Genomic DNA, 17,636 nt, shown 5'->3' with positions numbered 1-17,636 from the left:
GTCAGGCCCAAGGAAACATGCAACTAGAGCGCCGTGCGTTCAGATGAACGCACAAAGGACGCTCTAACACTTTGATTCTAGAGCATCTCATCCGCTTTCAGTGATTCCACTTGAAAGCGGGATGCTCTAGCCAAAGAATATCTGGCGCAGGCGAGCAAAAAGCCCCGGCTGATTTTCGACAAGCATCGCGCGAATGTGACGTGCCGCCGTCGACGCACTGACCGTGGCGCCGAAATGGCAATAGCAGATGACCTTGTGCAATTGCTCGTCACTCAGTTCGAAAAACCGCTTCGCCTCGCCGTAGCTGTCATTGTCCATGCCAGCCGTCCGAAGGACCGGGTCCTCGAATGCAACGGAGATCGGGGTGCCGTCGCCACGCATCGTTGCGCGGACATGCGCCGGCTGATACTCGGTCTCGTGCAATGTCGAAAGCCGTCTGTGCGGGCTGCGCTCCAGGAGTTCCGCCCAGCGCTCCAGGCGCTCGGTCCGCGACAGCGAGCGGCGTGGAAGGTCTTGTTTGACCTCGGCGACGCCTTGCAGTTCTTCGATTGCATGGTGCTTCATTGTGACCTCCTAATCACCTTAGTTGGTCCCCCATTCCACCTCATACGCCTAATAAAACTGACTCCAACCGGACGCGAAGTCCAATCACGAAAATGCCCGCGGGGACTTAAGCTGTCAGAACCGGATGATTCGGCCGAACCGCACCGGGTGGCGGCGCGCTCAGACGCTACGGCCGACCTCGCTTGCCGGCGCCGAAGCGCGCCGGCCCGGTGCCCCGCGACAGTCTCAATCCTCGCGGAATGCGTGCCGCATCTGGTCGGTGAGCGGCTTTGCCAGATAGGAAATGACGGTCCGATCGGCGATCTTGATGAACACCTCGGCCGGCATGCCGGGATAGAGGGAGAGCCCCTTGAGCTTGGCGAGGCTCTCCGGCTTCGGGCGAATGCGCAGCGGGTAGTAGCTGGCGCCGGTCCGCTCGTCACTGACGAGGTCCGGGGCGACGGTCACCACCTCCGCCTCGACCTCCGGTGTCGTGCGCTGATTGAAGGCGCTGAAGCGGATCTCGACCGGCTGGCCGACATGGATCTGGTCGATATCATGGGTCGCGACCCGCGCCTCGACGGTAAGATCGTCGGCCTCCGGCACCACGAGCATCAGCGTCTCGCCGGGATTGACGACGCCATTCACCGTGTGGACGGCCAGCTGATAGACGCGGCCCGGCAGGGGCGCGGTGATGTCGAGCCGCCGCAACTGGTCGGTCGTCGCCGTGCGCCGCTCCTCATACTCGGCGACTTTCGCCTCGACATCGGTCAGTTCCTTGGAGATCTCGGTGCGCCGGTCCTCGTCGAGTTGCAGGACCTGCAGGTCGATTTCGCTGGATTTGCCGCGCGCCTGAGCACGCGAGGCGATGTGCCGCCCGCGATCGCCCTCGAGTTCCGCCCGCTGCCGCTTCAAGGTCGTCACCCTTTGCATCGGCACGAGGCCCTGCCCATAGAGCGAGTCGACGCCCGTCAATTCCTCGGCGATCAGCGTCAAGGCATCCTCGATCGCCTTCAATTGCACGGTCAGGCCCTCGATCTCATCGGCCAGCTGCGCCTTGCGCGATTGGAGCTGCCCCTTCATTCCGAGCAGCGCGGTGCGCCGGCTGGCAAACAGCCTCTGTTCGCCGTCGACGAGTTTCGTTGCCGCAGCGCCGGAGATCAGGGACGCGACGTCCTTGTCGATGTCGAACGACTCAGCACCAATCCGCTCCGCCTGGAGCCGGGCGCGGCGCGCATAAAGCTGCGCCAGCGTGCTTTCGACGATCGCCAGGTTCGCCCGCACAGTGGTGCCGTCGAGCCGGATCAGCACCTGGCCCGCCTCGACACGCTCGCCCTCCTTGACCTTGAGCTCGCCGACGATGCCGCCGGTCAGATGCTGGACCTTCTTGACGTTGTCGTCGACGACGACCACGCCGCCGGCGACGATCGCGCTCGACAGCTCCGTCGTCGCCGCCCAGCCGCCGACGCCGGCGACGAGGGCGAGCGCGAGGACCGAGACCCCAATCATGTGACGCGAAAGCGAGCGGCGCGCACCCGATATCTGTTGCGTGCTACCGCTCATTGCTTAATCTCCTGGCCTTCCGAGACGATCTTCAGCGGCGACGGGCGATCCGTCTGTTGCTGCCTTAGAACCTTACCAAGCACTTCCTCCTTCGGGCCGAAAGCCTGCAGCCGCCCCTCGTTCATCATCAGGACGAGGTCGGTGCTCGCAAGCGCGCTCGGCCGATGGGCGATGACCACGACGATGCCGCCGCGACCGCGCACATTCATGATCGCCTCGCCGAGCGCCTGCTCGCCTTCCGCATCGAGATTCGAATTCGGCTCGTCGAGGACGACGAGGAAGGGATCGCCGTAAAGGGCGCGGGCAAGTGCGATACGCTGGCGTTGGCCGGCCGAAACGGCCGCACCGCCCTCGCCGATCTCGGTATCGAAGCCATTCGGAAGGCGAAGGATAAGCTCATGGACGCGCGCCGCCTTGGCGGCAGCGACAATCGCCTCCGACGTCGCATTCTCGGCGAAGCGGCAAATATTCTGCGCCACGGTCCCGGCGAAAAGCTCCACGTCCTGCGGCAGGTAGCCGATATGCCGCCCAAGCGCGTCGCTATCCCACTGGTCGAGCGCGGCCCCGTCGAGGCGCACCGAGCCGCGATAGGCAGGCCAGACGCCGATGATGGCGCGCGCCAGCGACGACTTGCCCGAGCCGCTCGGCCCAATGACGCCGAGAGCGCTGCCGGCGCGGACCGTGAAATTGATATCGGTGAAGATCAGCCGCTGCGCCGCCGGAGGTCCGCTCGCCAGTCCTTCGACGCTCAGGCGCTCGTGCGGGTCCGGCAGCGCCAGCGGCGCTTCGGCCTCCGGCAACGCCTTCAGCAGGTCCTTAAGGCGCTGCCAGCTCTGCCGCGCCTGGACGAGGCCGCGCCAGTTGCCGATGGCGAGCTCGACAGGAGCGAGTGCCCTGGCGGTGAGGATCGAGCCGGCGATGATGATGCCGGGGGAAGCCTGCCCCTCGATCACCAGGACGGCGCCCGCGGCGAGCACGCCCGATTGCAGCGCCATGCGGAACACCTTGGAAAGCGCCCCATAGCCATTGCCGATGTCGGATGTCCGCCTGTTCTCCTCTCGGAACTCGGCGTTGCGGCGCTCCCAGAGCTCGGCGAGCCGGCCGGTCATGCCCATCGCCTGGACGACCTCGGCATTGCGCTGCGAGGCTTGGGCGAAGGCGTTGCGCAGGCTGCCCGCCTCGGACGCTTTCCTGGCCGGCGCCTGGGTGCCGCGATTGGTGAGATAGGTGAGAAGCGTCAGGATCAGTCCGCCGCCGATCGCCACGAAGCCGATGACCGGGTGGAACAGGAAGCAGATGGCGACATAGAAAGGAAGCCAAGGCAGGTCGAACAACGCCGACGGCCCGGCGCTCGAAAGGAACGCGCGAACCTGATCGAAGTCGCGCAGCGCCTGAAGCCCATCGCCCTGCATCCGGAGCTTCAACGGAGCCCTCACCACCGCCCGATAGATGCGGCCGCTGAGACTCTCGTCGAGCGCGCCGGCGATGCGCACCAGCATGCGGCCGCGGATCAGCTCGAAGGCACCCTGGAAGGCATAGAGCAGCAGGGCCAGCAGGCAAAGCGCAATCAGCGAGGGAATGCTGCGGCTCGGCAGCACCCGGTCATAGACCTCGAGCATGAAGAACGAACCGGTGAGGTAGAGGATATTGACGAGCGCACTGGCGACGCCGACGCCCACGAAGGCGCTCCGGCAGCTGCGCAGGGCAGAGGCGGGATCGACATTCCTGCCATTCGATATTGTTATAGGTTCAGGCACTGGCCAATGTCTCCCGGTCGGCATGTTCGGCCGCCGCGGCGGCCTTCGTGATGGAATCCGGCGCGGGCGCACCGGGGGATGCAGGATGCTCATTCAAGCTCTTGTTCGGCAGCTTAAATCATGCCGGCTTAATTTTTCAAAGTTCGCTCGGAAGAGTTGTTCCCGGAGATACAGAAATGTAGTTCAAAACGAACCCTATTGGCCATTCCCGGGCGCGCGGCGCGGTCTAAAGAAGCGTCGCGGCACTTCTGAGGCAGGATCGCGACAAGCCATCGGCTTTGTTTCGTTCTCCGGAAACCCTAACCTGCCTTAATGTCGGCAGACGAATGGCACTTACAGTTACCGCCAGACAACTTTCTCAGGCGCCGATGGGATGATGTAAAGCATGGTTTCCTCGAAGGCTATTCTAATGGCGTGGGAAAAAACGAGGTCTTTCGCCACGACCCGCATTAAAACAGCACTGTCCGTAGCTCGAGCAGTTGCGTAACCATCACAAAACATGAAGGTTTCTTCAACCCCATGATCGATCGTGGACTCATGGAATCCGGCAAGCCTTAGGCGCATTTGCTCGACAAAGCGCGTCGGATTCTCTAGCAAAACGCAGCACTCGAAGACCAGTTCGCGCATATTGGCTCCCTCGGGCTATTTGGGTTTGTCAGGCACGTCGGCGCGCGCACTTACGGAACCGGGGTGCCACCAATTTCTGAAAGAACGTCATGGAGCGCGCTGCCCAGAGCGCGGATTTCGTCCACGGAGTGGCCGGCCGTCGGGCACAACCGCAGCCCTGCCCTTCCCTTGGCAACGGTGGGAAAGAAGATCGCCGACGTATAGAAGCCGCGATCGAGCAACGCGCGAGCAGCTCCAATGGCCGTGAGTTCATCACCTATTTCCAGGGTCCGGATCGGCATGGGAGCGCCTCGCTGGCCCGTTGGGACAAGGCTATCGAAAAGAGCGGTTCTCTCACGCAGAGTCTGCTGTAGCTCTTGAAGTTCTTCCGTCCGATGCAATTCCTGCGATGCCAGTGCTGCGCCGATGGCTGCTACGTTCAGCGACGCCGAAAACGCATGAGCCACCGCGAACCTTCGAAACAACTCCTCTTGCCGCGCGGTCCCCAGCATGACCAGGCCGCCTGAGGCGCCGAAGCCCTTGCCGAGCGAGGCCGCAACTATGGTTTGCTCGCCCAAAGGGCCGCCAGCTTTCGATCTCGCAAAGCCCTCACCATGCTTGCCGAAAATCGATATCCCATGTGCGTCATCAATGTAGAGAAAAAGACCATAGCGTTCCTGCAGCCACCGCAGTCGCTCGATGTCGGCGCTTCCGCCCATCGAATAGACGCCGTCGCAAACAAAGGCGACGGTTCGGTTGGTGCGGCAGAGCATCTCGAGCGCATCGAGATCGTTGTGGGCGATGGTCTCGACCCGGGTTTCGGCGGCAACGGTTGCCTTGTGAAAGGCGAGCGTCGCGTGGGCGAAGCGATCGAATACCATCACCGGCTTTACACCACCGGTCAGATGTCCGGAAGCGATCAGCGGCAAAGCGCTCATGTTTGCCGCAAGCACCGTGGTATAGGTAATCACCCGCGCATCGAACAACTCCGACAGGGCTACTTCCAGGTCGCCGAGGATCGAGAAATTGAGGCGCGTTCTTGCGCATGACCAATGAAGTGTCCCGTATGCTTTCAGCGCTTCGACGGCACCTGCAACGATCCGCGGATGGTTGTCCAACCCGAGGTAGGAGCAACGCACGAAGTCGACCACCCGACGCTCGCGGTCGTGGGCAAGCGCTACGGCACGATCCTCAAGGGGACGCCCATAAATCGCCATCAAACCCTGAAAGTGCGCGGCATCGAAATGGCTTCGGGCGTATTCGATCAAGCCAGCGGTGTTCCTTTGGGCACTCGAGCGCCCAGAGCCTCCCTGCCACGGTGCTTCGCCTGCCATCCTAAAATCTCCCGATGTTTGCAGATGAATATACCGGGAGATTTATTTTGTTGATCGCCGAATTCAACAAAGTATCTGCGAATATTTCCAGATTTTATTTGAAAATATCGGCAATTTTCTACAAATTCGACTTTCATATTCGTGCATTGTGAAACCGACATGCGGAATTTAAACTTTCCGGACTCAGTTCTAACTTTCATCTATATCGAGGGCATAGCCCGTCGCCCGGATTGTGCGAATAAGGGGGCGGCCGGTCAGGCGCTCGAGCGCCCGGCGCAAGCGGCCGATATGTACATCCACAGTGCGTGGCTGCGCATAGCGATTGGGTGGCCACGCCGCCTCGATCAGTTCAAGGCGGCTGCGTACTCGGCCTGGTGCCTCCAAAAGGCACTGCAAAAGATTGAACTCGATGGGACCGAATTGAGTTTCCTTATCGCCATATCCGACGAGACGGCGCCCGCGCTCCAATCTCAACGGGCCGAAGGTCCTTACTGGTTCCCGACTGGGATCGATCGGCCGCGTATCATTCGTTCCGTGCCTTGGCAGAGAACAAAGATACGCCAACAACCGTGCGGGCGAGACCGGGCGCACGAAGTTTTCGTCAATTCCCGCCTTCAGCAGCGCGAGGTAGTATCGCTCATCCCCTGATGAAACCAGAGCAATCGTCGGAATGCGTGAAGCCGCGCCCGAGGTCTTTATTGCAGCACATGTTCTCAAGGTCCTGCCAGAATCTTCCGCCGAATCCAAGATGATGGCGGTGACCTGTTTGGCCGTGGCCCAATCCACGACCTCATCCTCGCTGACCAGTGCCGCCTGGAAGCCCTCCCGCACGAGGATGTGCGCCAGCAACACATAAAAGTTTGCATTGTTCGAGCAAATCAGGACCAAAGGTTTCATAGCAGAGCCTTCATCCAACCAAGCGGTCCCTTCACTGCTTTTCCGAGCTTTGATGTCACAAAAATCCGAAATAATACAGGTACAGCATTAAGGTAACCCCCTGGATTTGATGGTTTACGCAATAATATCTGTATAAATGCAAAAATTTCTCTTTTCCTCCCCATATTTTGTTGCAACATTTAACTCGATCAGGGCGCACGATACCACTCTGTGGATTCGGCGCACCGGGTTCTCTATGCATGCTCAATGATTTCAGGGAACACGCCAGAACCGATGAAGACCAGCCTCGACCATCTTCCGCACCGAAAGCAGCGCGAGCTCGCGTATCGTCGAAGTCTTGCACGAGGAATTCGAGGATGCGCTCAAGGAGGGAACGAGAAGCGGGGCCGGATACTCTTCGGGTCTTTATGCCCGAGGCACATGGGTCGACGAGCCGCACACGAAGAAGGGATATAAATCGGATTACGATCTGCTGATCGTCGTGAACCGCAGAAAGCTGACGGACTTTGCCGCTTATCGGCACAAGGCTCAGGACCGGCAGCTTCGGCTCCTGGGCGTGGAAACGCCGGTGAGTTTTGTCCATTCACGTCGCGAGGTGAATACCGCTCTGCGGGAAGGCCGATATTTTTTCGTCGATATTCGCAAGGAAGGGATCATTCTCTACGAGTTGGACGATGAACTATTGGCGACGCCAAAGCCGCTCAGTCCGACTGACGAGTATGAAACCGCGAGGAGACATTTCGTTCGGCTCCGAACAATTGCGCATGCAGGCGGATAAAAACGGCAAGTAAGCTATGCCGTTCTGTACCCGTTTCAGCAGGACACATTCGCCAGGGACGGCACTATGAGAACCGAATGGGTTCCGTGGCTCGCGAAAGCTGAGTTCCAACGCCCGGCAACCCCTTGATCCCCTGCGCCGGACAGTAGGAGGTTCAGCTTGTCCAAAATTTTTGGCAATCCCGCCCTCGGGGAGCAAGGCCCCCGGAAAGACGGATTCTGGCAGAAACACCAACAGGAAGTGGTTGAGGCTGCGATCGACCTCTATGGCAGCGAAGCCGCAAACGGCGGCCGCCTATTGTGCGCTCGAGGCGAACGCCGACACCGCGATTACGGCTTCTGGTTTGAGGTATTCCTACGGCTTAGAAACCGTTTGATCTAGCAGTACATCCATCCAGAGGGTGCGCCTTGCGGCTATCTGTGAGCGAGCAAGGCGCTACCCGGCCGAGATTGGAAAACGCTCAATTTCCCCTAGCGCAATGACCCCTTGAGCGAGTAGCCAATGGACCGTACGGTACGGATAACATCAGGTCCATATTGGTTCAGCGCGCGCCTGATGTGACCGATGTGGATATCGACGGTTCGGGGTTCGACTTCGGCCTCGCGTGGCCATCCCGCGGCGATGAGGTCGTCACGACTGTGGACGACATCGGGCATCTTCATGAGACGCAGAAGCAATCTGAACTGTAATGCGGTAAGGCTGACGATGCGTCCGTTTCGCGTGACCCGAATCCGGGAGACGTTCATCACGATATCCGCGTGCCGATATATCTGCTCGCCTGAGGCTGCCGGGCCTGAGTCGTATGGCAAGTTCGCTTGAACGCCCTTCAGGAACGCGAGCAGCCGGCGAGGATCGTAGGGACTGCATATGACGACGTCGATTCCGAGAGTGCCGGGGCAACTGCTGAGATCTTTTCTCGGTCCGTTTGTAAAAGCGGCGACTGGCATGTGGTCCCTGATTGCCTTGATGCGGCGGATAAAGCCAAGCGCCTCCAGGCTCGGATCGGCGCAATCGACGAGGACAGCGAGCGGCTGTTCGGTCTGGATCGCACCAATCAGTTCGCTCGTGTCGGCGCAAAGCCGGACGGCAAACCTCTCAGTCTCGAGAATATACTCCAGGAGAAGAAAGAGCTCCGCATTGCCCGTATAGATCAGTACGCTCGCACGCATACCGCAGCCGATCTCCGCCTTCAAAGTGGCGCGTATTCTCCGCCATTGACATCTACGATCGCGCCGTTGATGAACGCTGCTTCGTCGGAAGTCAGGAACCCAATGGCAGCGGCAATTTCCTCTGGCTCCCCCATGCGGCCCGCGGGGATGCGGGCAACAGCCGCGCGATTGGCCGCACTGTCGCGCGGTCCGGCCATCTCAGTGGCAATCCTGCCTGGCGCAACCACATTCACCGTAATTCCTTCCGCTGCGAACCGCGAGACAAGAGAGCGTGTGAAGCCCGCAAGCGCGGCTTTCGAGGCAGCATAGGCCGTGCCGGCAATCCTGGGCATCGCGCGCCCCGCGATGGACCCGACCAGAACGATGCGGCCAAAGCGTCGCTCGACCATGCCAGGCAGGACAGCCTGGCAGCAGAGCATTGTCCCAGTCAGGTTGACGGAAAGGACGGCGTTCCATTCATCGAGTGTGATCTCCTGGAATGGGGTTGGTCCGTCTGGCCCCTTCGGTGACATCCCGGCGTTGCAAACCAGAATTTCGGGCTTTCCCCAGAGGTCCTCCAACTCTTGAAAGAAGGCTCCGATCTGTGCCGACGCAGCCAGATCGACCGCGCGCGCGACCACGCGCTCGGAGTCGAAATCCCGCGAAAGCGCCTCGGCGGCACTTTCAACATTGATACGTTTCTGACCGAAGACCGCGACCCGGCACCCACGCTCCAGAAGGTTGCGGGCCGTTGCCAAGCCGATTCCGGAAGTGCCGCCGGTGACCACGGCAATCCTTGTCGTGATAGGGCGGGTCATGCGGCTTCGTCCATCTTGGCGAAGAGCGAAAGTGGAGGATGCGCCGCGGGGTCGGTAATTACCTCGATCAAAAGTGGGCCTTGCTCCATGCCGCGCAACAGATGGTAGGCAAGTTCGCTCGGGTCCTCGACGCGAACGGCCGGGCAGCCACACGCTTCGGCCAATTTCGCGTGGTCGACCTCTGCAAAGTGGCATGCTGACGTGTAGCTACCGAACTTCACGGTCTCCGCGTCGCGCTGGAAACCGAGAATGCCATTGTTTAGGACCACGATGGTGACTGGAACCTTCATTCGCACCATGGTCTCGAGTTCGGCCCAGCTGTGGGCAAAGCCGCCGTCGCCCACGATCGCGATCACCGGCTTGTCCGGGCGGGCCACCTTGGCTCCGATCGCGAGCGGCACTCCCCAACCGAGACCCGCCAGCCCGCGCGGCGTGATAAAACGCATCCCGCTCGCTGGCGCTCTCAGTTGACCCAAAACCCACATGGAAGAGTAGCTCGCGTCGGCAACCACCGTTACGTCGTCGGTCAACAGGTCCTGGAGTTCCGCCATAAGCCGCTCCGGGCGTATCGGACGGAAGGAAGACGTCGCCACATCGTGACGGTCAAGCTCGAATGTTTTCCAATAAGTGGCGATACACTCCTCCAGCCGCGCGCGATCCGCGTGCCGCCGCGCGAGGTTGACGCGAGTGAGGGCCGTGCGCAATGCCGCAAGCGTCTCCCGCGCATCGCCAACGAGCCGTAGCGATTCGTAGTTGCGCCCAACCTCAGCCGGATCGACGTCGATGTGGACGACCGTCGCACCCGGGGAGATCAGGCGCCAACTGTCAGTGCCGTTCTGGTTGGTCCGGGTTCCGATCAGAAGAACCAGATCCGCAGCATCCACCAGGGCGGACGAATGGCGCCCGAGCGAACGTGGTCCCACGAGCGATCCGAGCACTCCGGCGGAAAGCGGATGGTATTCGTCAACTGCCCCCTTGCCCATATTCGTGGTGAAGACCGGCAGGCACGCTTCCTGTTGGAGCGCCGAGAGTTCTGTCGCCGCACCGCCGCAGTGAACGCCACCGCCGGCAATGATGATCGGCGCTTGGGCGGCGGCTATGAGCGATGCCACCTCTGCCAATGCCGCATCCGATGGGCGGATACGATCGAGCGGCCACTGACCCAGGTTCCGAGACCTCGGGAAATCCGGCGCTCGCGCTTCTGCACGAAGGAGATCGGCCGGCAGCAGGAGCGCGGCCGGCCCGGCACGGCCGGAGGTCGCGGCCGTGAACGCTGCGTCGACATAGTCGTCGATGCGCGCCGGAACAGTGACGCGCCGCACCCATTTGGTGCAGGACTGGAGAAGCGCGATCTGGTCGAGGTCCTGGAAGGCGTTCCGGTCCGTTTGGTCGCGTTCGACATCCTGCACAAGCGCCACGATGGGGATGCTGGCCTTCAAGGCCTCGGCAAGTGGTGGCACGAGCAAAGTTGCCGCCGGACCATTCTGCGCGGTGACGACACCGACCTTGCCGGAAAGACGGGCATACCCGTCGGCCATCGCGCCGCCCATATTCTCCTGCCTGTAAGCGATCTGACGTATGCCTATCGCTTCGGCCGCGAGGATGACTGCCGATGGAAGGCTTTGGCCGAAGATAAATTCCACGCTGTGGCGGCGAAGGATCTTAGCGATCCGCTGCGCAACGGTTTCGATGGTCTGCTGCTTCATAGCGCGCGCTCCGTTCAAGACTGACTCTCCGCATCAAGAAAATCGTCAAATGCTCTCAGGATGAGATCGATTTCATTGTCGACCATTGCTGTCGACAGGCAGGCGGCCGCCCCGTAGGGGAGAAGAATGCCCTGCTCCAGGAAGTGCCGGGTCATTTTCCGCATGAGCAAAGCTTCGGTGGCGTCCAGATGCGCATCGCGATATTCGACCGGCGTCACCCGCTTCGGGTGGATCCGGAACAATGAGGCTGCGCCGGTCACCGAAAACGGCGCGTCGCGCCTGACAATGCTTGCCTTGAGGCCACGGCGCAGTCTCTCCCCCATCCCTTCGAGGCGGTCGAACGCCTCTGGCGTCATCGCTTCCATAGCCGCGCGGCCAGCGACCATAGAAACGGGATTGGCCGAGAAAGTGCCGCCCTGGGGCAGCAATGGCATTGTATCCTCGGCGCCGAAAACTCGCATGACCCCCTCACGGCCGCCTATGGCACCGATTGGAAAGCCACCTCCAATGATCTTGCCGGCGGCAATCAGGTCGGGCTTGACCCCGTAGCGCATGGAAGCCCCCGCGTAGCCTTGTCGAAGATTAAGCACCTCGTCGGCGACAATCAGGATTCCGTACTTGCGGGCCGTTGCCGACAGAGCTTCGAGAAAGGCGGGTTCCGGGTGAATCAGGCCCGCCCGGCTCGGCATCGGATCAATCAACACGCAGGCGATCCGCTCGCTCATCGCGCTTAAGCGCTTTACAAGTCCTTCGACATCGTTGAAGCGAAGAAGGTGCACGTCCTCGGCTACGCTTGTCGGTGTGCCGCGATAAGTCGGGGTCGCGATCGGTGTAGTTTCCCAGCCATGTTTGCCCGGTGAAATAGCTTGCCCGGCCTCTGCCCAATCGTAGGCACCGTGATAGGCACCTTCGATCCGCGCGACGCCGGGTCTACCGGTAAAGGCGCGTGCGGCCTTGATCGCGAACATCACTGCTTCCGTCCCGCTGTTCACGAAACGGATCCGCTCGATAGCGGGAATTCGGGCCGTCAGAAGTTCCGCAAGAGCAATCTCGTGCTCAGTGGGATTGGCGAAACAGGTTCCTCGGCGCAGCAGATCGACAACGGCCTCGTTGACCGGCGCGAAGGCATGTCCATGAATGAGCGTGGTGAAGTTGTTGTTGAGATCGAGCAGCCGGTTTCCGTCAGCGTCAACGAGATAGGCGCCCTCGCCACGTTGCACATAGACAGGAACGGGGTCCTTCTCGACCGTAGCGCGGGTGGTCCCGTCCGGGAAAACAGCCTTGGCGCGACTGAATAAATGTTTGGAATTACTGCGCGCAGATCTCTGCCGCGCATGATTGGCTTGAACGAGCATGATTTCGGCTTCCTTAAGAGAAATCGACCGCTCGTTTTGCACGAGCTTCACACTTTTGTTGCAACAAAAATGCAGCCCGTCAAGTCCACGCAACAAAATCTTAGGTCGATGAGCCGGCGCCTCTCTCCCGGCCAGCGCGCTTCAGCCGGCGATATCCATCGCGAATGTCGTTCTCCATCGCAGCCCTGAGGCTTGCCGCGTCGCGCTCCTCGAGCGCCTCCATGGCCATCTCGTGGTTACGCACCCCATACTTTTCCTCGGCAAACTCTGGGTAGAGATTGTGCAAGGAAGGGCCGATTCTCAGCCAGAGGCTTTCGATCATAGAGACGAGATGGGGAAGCCCCGAGAGGCGATAAATCGCAAAGTGGAATTCCTTGTTGTGCCAAAGAGCCTCCGCATAGCGCTTTTCGTCGAGGGCGGAATTGATAAGCCTTTGTAAGGCCTTTAGTTCCCGCAGGTTGGCAGGCGTGCCGTGCTGGGCGGCCTGCTCCGAAGCGAGCCCCTCAAGCACCAGGCGCGTAAGCGTTATTTCTCGGAGCGCAGCCGCATCGAGAACTGGAACAACGACCGTCTTCGGGCCAGTGTAAACAAGCGCTCCCTCGCTCGTCAGCCGATTGATCGCATCGCGCGCGGGCGTTGTGCTGACGTCGAGATCCTGGGCGACGGCGCGCACCGTCAACTTGTGACCAGGCCTGTAGACGCCGCGGATGATGCGCTCCTTCATTTGCCGATAGGCCGCATCCCCCAGCCTTTCCATCGCCCGCTCGCCCTGCGGCAATTCGTTTGGGTTGTCCCACATTTTACTCTCGCAATCGGTTGACACTATCGATTTTTGATGCAACAAAAATGAAGTGTGAAGGTTTTGCAAAGCTTTTGTCGCATCAGCGGCTCTTAGCAGCTTTCCCTTGCGCCGTCACGCGGGCCGAAAAAAGCGGCGCGCGGGACACCTGAACCTCAGCAGTAAGCACCTCGTCTGACCCTCGGGTCGGATGAAGGCTTTTCATTGCGGCCGGCAACCGGCCGTATCCAGGGGATAGACGCCGAAGAGCGTCCGGCAGCTGAAAGGAAGGCGGATTTGATTGGTCAATCTCTGTCTCTTGCGGGACTTCAAAAACGATACGGCGAGGCCATTGCGGTTCGCGAACTGTCGCTCGACATCGCTGCCGGGGAGTTTGTTTCGCTTCTGGGACCTTCCGGCTCCGGCAAGACAACAGCCTTGACGATGGTAGCCGGGTTCGAGGCGCCAAACGCCGGCAGGATTATCATTGGGGGGCGGGACGTGACCTTTCTTGCGCCCAATCACCGCAACATTGGCATGGTCTTCCAGAAATATGCACTTTTCCCGCATCTGACCATCCGGCAGAACATCGCGTTCCCGCTGAAGATGAGAAATCGGATGCAGAAAGCCGCAGCTGCGCGGCGGGTCGACGAGATGTTGGAGCTTGTGCAACTCTCCGACTACGCAGAACGCTATCCCAACCAGCTCTCAGGTGGCCAGCAGCAACGCGTCGCCGTTGCGCGCGCTCTGGCGTTCGAGCCACCCGTCCTTCTGATGGATGAGCCGCTCGGCGCCCTTGACAAAAAATTGCGAGAGGCCATGCAGCTTGAGATCAAGCGCCTGCAGGAGCGGCTTGGCGCCACGGTCGTCTATGTAACCCACGATCAGGACGAAGCGCTGACGATGTCGGATCGGGTCGCCATAATGTCCGATGGCGGTCTGGTGCAGTTCGGCACGCCGGCGGAGCTCTACCGGCAACCGGAGACCGAGTTCGTCGCGGACTTCATCGGCCGGATGAACTTTATCGATGGCGACTTCGTCGAAAGTACGGGCGGACAAGCGGCCGTGCGGTTCTCCGAGGAAATCGTGCTCCTCGTTCGGGCGAACGACCATGAGCGCCGGTGCGCGCCCGGCGAGGCGTTGCGCATGGCAATCCGTCCGGAACGGGTGCGCCTTGCAAGACGAGGCACAGGCGGCGCGGATGCACTGCCCGGCGTCGTGGATACCGTCCTCTTCGTCGGCTCCACCTACATTCATCTCGTCCGCCTTACCGATCGCCCTGAGGCCGCCCTCCAGGTACAGACCGCCGCCGACGGTTTCGTGCCGTTCCAGAAAAATGAGAATGTCGACATCATTCTCGATAGGGAGGCCTTGCACATATTTCCTGTGACGGAGAGGCGTGCCGCATGACGAACTCCACGCAAACTTCTTACTCCTCGGGTCGCCCAACGTTATCGTCAGCACGCTTTTACCCGCCGGCCGCATCCTTGGGATTGGCCGCTCCGCTCCTTGCTGCCCTGATCGCCGGATTTCTGTATCCGGTTTCGCGGCTCGTCGCGTTGAGCTTTTCCGGAGGAAGCCTTGACCATTTCCGGCGCATTTTCACCGAACCGCTACATCTCGGCGTTCTCTTAAGCACGATCGAGGTTGCTTTCGTGGTAGCGATCTCGAGTCTCGTTCTCGGCTTCCCCGTTGCCTACCTCATGGCGCGGCTCAGGAAGGGCTTGGCCATGGCGGTGGCAGCCTGCGTCTTCATCCCATTATGGACGTCTGTCCTCATCCGCTCCTACGCATGGGTCGTCCTTCTCCAGCGAAACGGCATCGTCAACGAACTGCTCCTTGGAATGGGTGTCACCGAGGGGCCGCTGAAGCTGATCTACACGCAGAGTGCAGTCATCCTCGCCATGACGCACGTGCTGATGCCATTCATGATCCTGCCGATTTATTCGGCACTGCGCGCCCTTCCCCCAGATTACATTCGCGCCGCCCGCAACCTCGGAGCCGGGCCAGTGCGGGCTTTCGTTGCCGTGACCCTACCGCTCAGCCTCCCCGGTGTCTTTGCCGGCAGCGTGATGTGTTTCGTGCTCGCGCTCGGTTTCTACATCACACCAGCGCTGGTGGGCGGCCCTGGCTCGATGCTGATGGCGACACTCATCGGTCAACAGACGACCGTGCTGCTCGATTGGCCGTTTGCGGCAGCACTTTCGACCATGCTTCTGGCAGTCACTCTCCTTTTTGTCCTGCTGTTCCGCAGGACGCTATCGCTCAGCAAGGGATTGAACAGTGTCCATTGATCAAGCACAGATGCGCGGCCACCTCCCCGCAGGCCTTGCTGTCTCGACGTCTCCGACGATTCACGCCTGCGCAAGAGCGGCCGGGATTTTGGTCGTCGGTGGAGGGATCGGATGCATTCTCTTCTTTCTGCTGCTTCCGACACTCATCGTCGTACCGATGTCGCTCAGCGAAACCGACTATATCGAGTTCCCACCCCGCGGCCTGACGCTCAAATGGTACAGCGTCTTCTTCAATGACCCGGACTGGATGGCTGCTACCTGGTTCAGTCTCAAGATCGCCGTGGCGACAACCGCGACAGCAACTGTCGTGGGCACCATGGCGGCTTTGGCGATCGTGCGCGGAAGTCTTCCCTTCCGAACCGCATTGCAGGCGCTTGCGCTCGGTCCCATGATCGTGCCCCACATCATCCTTGGTGTGGCGCTCTATCTCGCCTTTGCGCCACTGCAGCTCACCGGGAGCTTTTTCGGCTTCCTTGTCGCACATACTGTCCTTGCGGTTCCCTATGTGATCATCACCGTCACGGCGTCGCTGCAGCGTTTCGATCCGACGCTCGAACTGGCAGCGCTGAACTGCGGGGCCAACAGGCTGCAGGCGTTCTTTCTGATCGTGCTGCCGAACATAGTGCCGGGCGTCGCGGCCGCGGCCGTGTTCGCCTTTCTCGCCTCATTCGATGAAGCAACCGTTGCGTTCTTCATATCGGACATCGGTGGTAAATCGATTGGGCGCAAGATGTTCGAGGACATCGACTTCAATCTGACGCCTGTCATTGCCGCGGCCTCAACCGTGCTTGTCGCCACCTCTCTGCTGCTCATGTGTGCGGTTCATTTCCTCAATGCACGGAAGCCCAACTCCGGAAACTGACGAGTTCTGTCTCTCTGACCGATAATAAAGGGATCTTACATGACCTCTCTGCTTTCGCGTTTCGCAAAAAACCTGAAGCCGACAATTACCGGTTTTGTGTCCTTCATGGCCTTGGCGCTCCCTACACACGCGGCCGAGCAAGTCATCATCGCGTCGACGGGCGGTGCCTATGACCGGGCCTTGAAAGAGGCATGGTTTGATCCGTTCACGAAGGCGTCGGGCATCGAAGTTGTCACCGTCGTTGCGACGAACGCCGAAATGCGAGCCAAGGCTGCGGCGATGGTGAAGGCAGGAAACGTCAGTTGGGATCTCTATCTCGATGGAGAAATCCAGGCCGCGTCAAAGGCACATCGCGACGTCACGGATGATCTGACAGAGTTCTGCCGCCAATTTGCCGATCGCAAGGATCTGAGCGCTAACGCCTGCGCCTCGGGCGGTGCGCTCCTGCAATCCACGGCGACGCTGCTGGCCTACAGGACCGGAAATCCCGGGGAGCCCGTTCCGGAGACCTGGGCCGATATGTGGGATACGAAGAAGTTCCAGGGAGAACGGGCATTCCCGAACTTCGATGATCCCTGGCGCGTCATGGCGGCCGCGCTCCTTGCCGACGGCGTCAGCCGCGACCAACTGTTTCCCCTCGATATCGATCGGGCGCTGGCCAAGCTCGACCAGATCAGGCCCGCCGTCGCGCTCTGGTGGAAAACCGGCGATCAAAGCATGCAGGGATTCCGCAACGGCGAATATTCGCTTGGGCAGATCTGGTTGACGCGTGCAAAGGCGATGCAAAACGAGGGACTGCCTATTGCCTGGTCGTACAAGGCCTCGTTCCTCGTTGGCGACCGCATCGCCCTCCTCAAAGGGGCGCCCCATCGTGACAACGCCCTCAAGTTGATTGCCTTCTGGCTGAATTCGCCAGCGGCCCAGGCTAAAGCGTGCGAAGTTCTTTCCTGCACGCCCCCAAGCCGTGACGCCATTGCGCTGATGTCCGACGAGGCGCGCCAGACGATGCCGCAAGGCGACGACGTTCGGAATTACGTTATCGTGCCTGATGCGGCGTGGATAAACGCCAATGCGGCAATGATGCTGCAGCGTTGGAATGAGTGGTTTCGCTGATTGCCAAGTCCCTCCTAGCATTACGGTGCCGGCGCTGCGAACCACCGCAGCGCCTTGGCCTTTGGTTCGCATCCACCAGATCAT

Annotated in this window: 16 protein-coding genes and 1 pseudogene; 5 read left to right on the top strand and 12 right to left on the bottom strand. The window is 60.5% G+C overall.

Annotated features, from left to right (window positions below; translation table 11 throughout):
• Window positions 1-126: 126 nt before the first annotated feature.
• The 7 genes from NGR_RS05090 to NGR_RS05060 all read right to left on the bottom strand — a co-directional run bounded on the left by NGR_RS05090 (window position 127) and on the right by NGR_RS05060 (window position 6,700).
• Window positions 127-564: a hypothetical protein gene (locus tag NGR_RS05090; protein WP_015887169.1), complete on the bottom strand. Its 438-nt coding sequence runs from the start codon at window positions 562-564 to the stop codon at window positions 127-129.
• A 225-nt stretch (window positions 565-789) separates the two neighbouring features.
• Window positions 790-2,106 (bottom strand): HlyD family type I secretion periplasmic adaptor subunit, encoded by a 1,317-nt coding sequence (locus NGR_RS05085; protein WP_015887168.1) that lies wholly within the window; start codon window positions 2,104-2,106, stop codon window positions 790-792.
• Window positions 2,103-3,863 carry a type I secretion system permease/ATPase gene (locus NGR_RS05080; protein ID WP_015887167.1) on the bottom strand — a complete coding sequence of 587 codons (1,761 nt, stop codon included), beginning with the start codon at window positions 3,861-3,863 and terminating at the stop codon, window positions 2,103-2,105. The genes NGR_RS05085 and NGR_RS05080 overlap by 4 nt, the downstream gene beginning before the upstream one ends.
• Before the next feature lie 339 nt (window positions 3,864-4,202).
• A complete protein-coding gene (rctB, locus tag NGR_RS05075; RefSeq protein ID WP_015887166.1) occupies window positions 4,203-4,490 on the bottom strand; it encodes an SMa0974 family conjugal transfer regulator in 288 nt (95 codons plus the stop codon).
• A gap of 50 nt (window positions 4,491-4,540) precedes the next feature.
• On the bottom strand, window positions 4,541-5,803 hold the full coding sequence (locus NGR_RS05070; RefSeq protein WP_015887165.1) for an aminotransferase class I/II-fold pyridoxal phosphate-dependent enzyme: 1,263 nt from the start codon (window positions 5,801-5,803) through the stop codon (window positions 4,541-4,543).
• Complete coding sequence (locus NGR_RS05065) at window positions 5,734-5,940, bottom strand: hypothetical protein (protein WP_164923765.1); 207 nt, start codon at window positions 5,938-5,940, stop codon at window positions 5,734-5,736. The genes NGR_RS05070 and NGR_RS05065 overlap by 70 nt, the downstream gene beginning before the upstream one ends.
• A gap of 52 nt (window positions 5,941-5,992) precedes the next feature.
• The gene (locus NGR_RS05060) at window positions 5,993-6,700 is read right to left on the bottom strand and encodes a response regulator transcription factor (protein WP_164923886.1); all 708 of its coding nucleotides are present in this window, start codon (window positions 6,698-6,700) and stop codon (window positions 5,993-5,995) included.
• Between the two features lie 273 nt (window positions 6,701-6,973).
• Here NGR_RS05060 and NGR_RS05055 point away from each other — a divergent pair.
• Window positions 6,974-7,442 (top strand): annotated as a pseudogene (locus NGR_RS05055) (nucleotidyltransferase domain-containing protein); the annotation flags it as partial.
• Window positions 7,443-7,948: 506 nt separating this feature from the next.
• On the opposite strand, the gene NGR_RS05050 reads toward NGR_RS05055, so the two are convergent.
• The 5 genes from NGR_RS05050 to NGR_RS05030 form a co-directional block, all read right to left on the bottom strand.
• Complete coding sequence (locus NGR_RS05050) at window positions 7,949-8,647, bottom strand: response regulator transcription factor (protein WP_015887162.1); 699 nt, start codon at window positions 8,645-8,647, stop codon at window positions 7,949-7,951.
• Between the two features lie 20 nt (window positions 8,648-8,667).
• Complete coding sequence (locus tag NGR_RS05045; protein ID WP_015887161.1) at window positions 8,668-9,444, bottom strand: SDR family oxidoreductase; 777 nt, start codon at window positions 9,442-9,444, stop codon at window positions 8,668-8,670.
• On the bottom strand, window positions 9,441-11,150 hold the full coding sequence (locus tag NGR_RS05040) for an acetolactate synthase catalytic subunit (RefSeq protein ID WP_015887160.1): 1,710 nt from the start codon (window positions 11,148-11,150) through the stop codon (window positions 9,441-9,443). Before NGR_RS05040 ends, NGR_RS05045 begins: the two co-directional genes overlap by 4 nt.
• A gap of 14 nt (window positions 11,151-11,164) precedes the next feature.
• Entirely contained in the window at window positions 11,165-12,505 is a 1,341-nt protein-coding gene (locus NGR_RS05035) for an aspartate aminotransferase family protein (RefSeq protein ID WP_015887159.1), read from the bottom strand.
• A gap of 100 nt (window positions 12,506-12,605) precedes the next feature.
• A complete protein-coding gene (locus NGR_RS05030) occupies window positions 12,606-13,304 on the bottom strand; it encodes a GntR family transcriptional regulator (RefSeq protein WP_015887158.1) in 699 nt (232 codons plus the stop codon).
• 276 nt (window positions 13,305-13,580) lie between these two features.
• Between NGR_RS05030 and NGR_RS05025 the strand changes: the two genes are divergently transcribed.
• Genes NGR_RS05025 through NGR_RS05010 form a run of 4 tightly spaced genes read left to right on the top strand, consistent with a single transcriptional unit; the run spans window position 13,581 to window position 17,552 of the window.
• Window positions 13,581-14,693, top strand: a complete 1,113-nt coding sequence (locus tag NGR_RS05025; RefSeq protein WP_015887157.1) for an ABC transporter ATP-binding protein — start codon at window positions 13,581-13,583, stop codon at window positions 14,691-14,693.
• Window positions 14,690-15,577, top strand: coding sequence for an ABC transporter permease (locus tag NGR_RS05020; RefSeq protein ID WP_015887156.1), 888 nt, complete (start codon window positions 14,690-14,692; stop codon window positions 15,575-15,577). The genes NGR_RS05025 and NGR_RS05020 overlap by 4 nt, the downstream gene beginning before the upstream one ends.
• Complete coding sequence (locus NGR_RS05015; protein ID WP_015887155.1) at window positions 15,567-16,439, top strand: ABC transporter permease; 873 nt, start codon at window positions 15,567-15,569, stop codon at window positions 16,437-16,439. The genes NGR_RS05020 and NGR_RS05015 overlap by 11 nt, the downstream gene beginning before the upstream one ends.
• Before the next feature lie 39 nt (window positions 16,440-16,478).
• Window positions 16,479-17,552 carry an extracellular solute-binding protein gene (locus NGR_RS05010; RefSeq protein ID WP_015887154.1) on the top strand — a complete coding sequence of 358 codons (1,074 nt, stop codon included), beginning with the start codon at window positions 16,479-16,481 and terminating at the stop codon, window positions 17,550-17,552.
• Window positions 17,553-17,636: the final 84 nt, after the last annotated feature.

The organism is Sinorhizobium fredii NGR234 (assembly GCF_000018545.1).
GTDB lineage: Bacteria > Pseudomonadota > Alphaproteobacteria > Rhizobiales > Rhizobiaceae > Sinorhizobium > Sinorhizobium fredii_A.
This window is presented reverse-complemented; position numbering and strand designations above follow the sequence as displayed.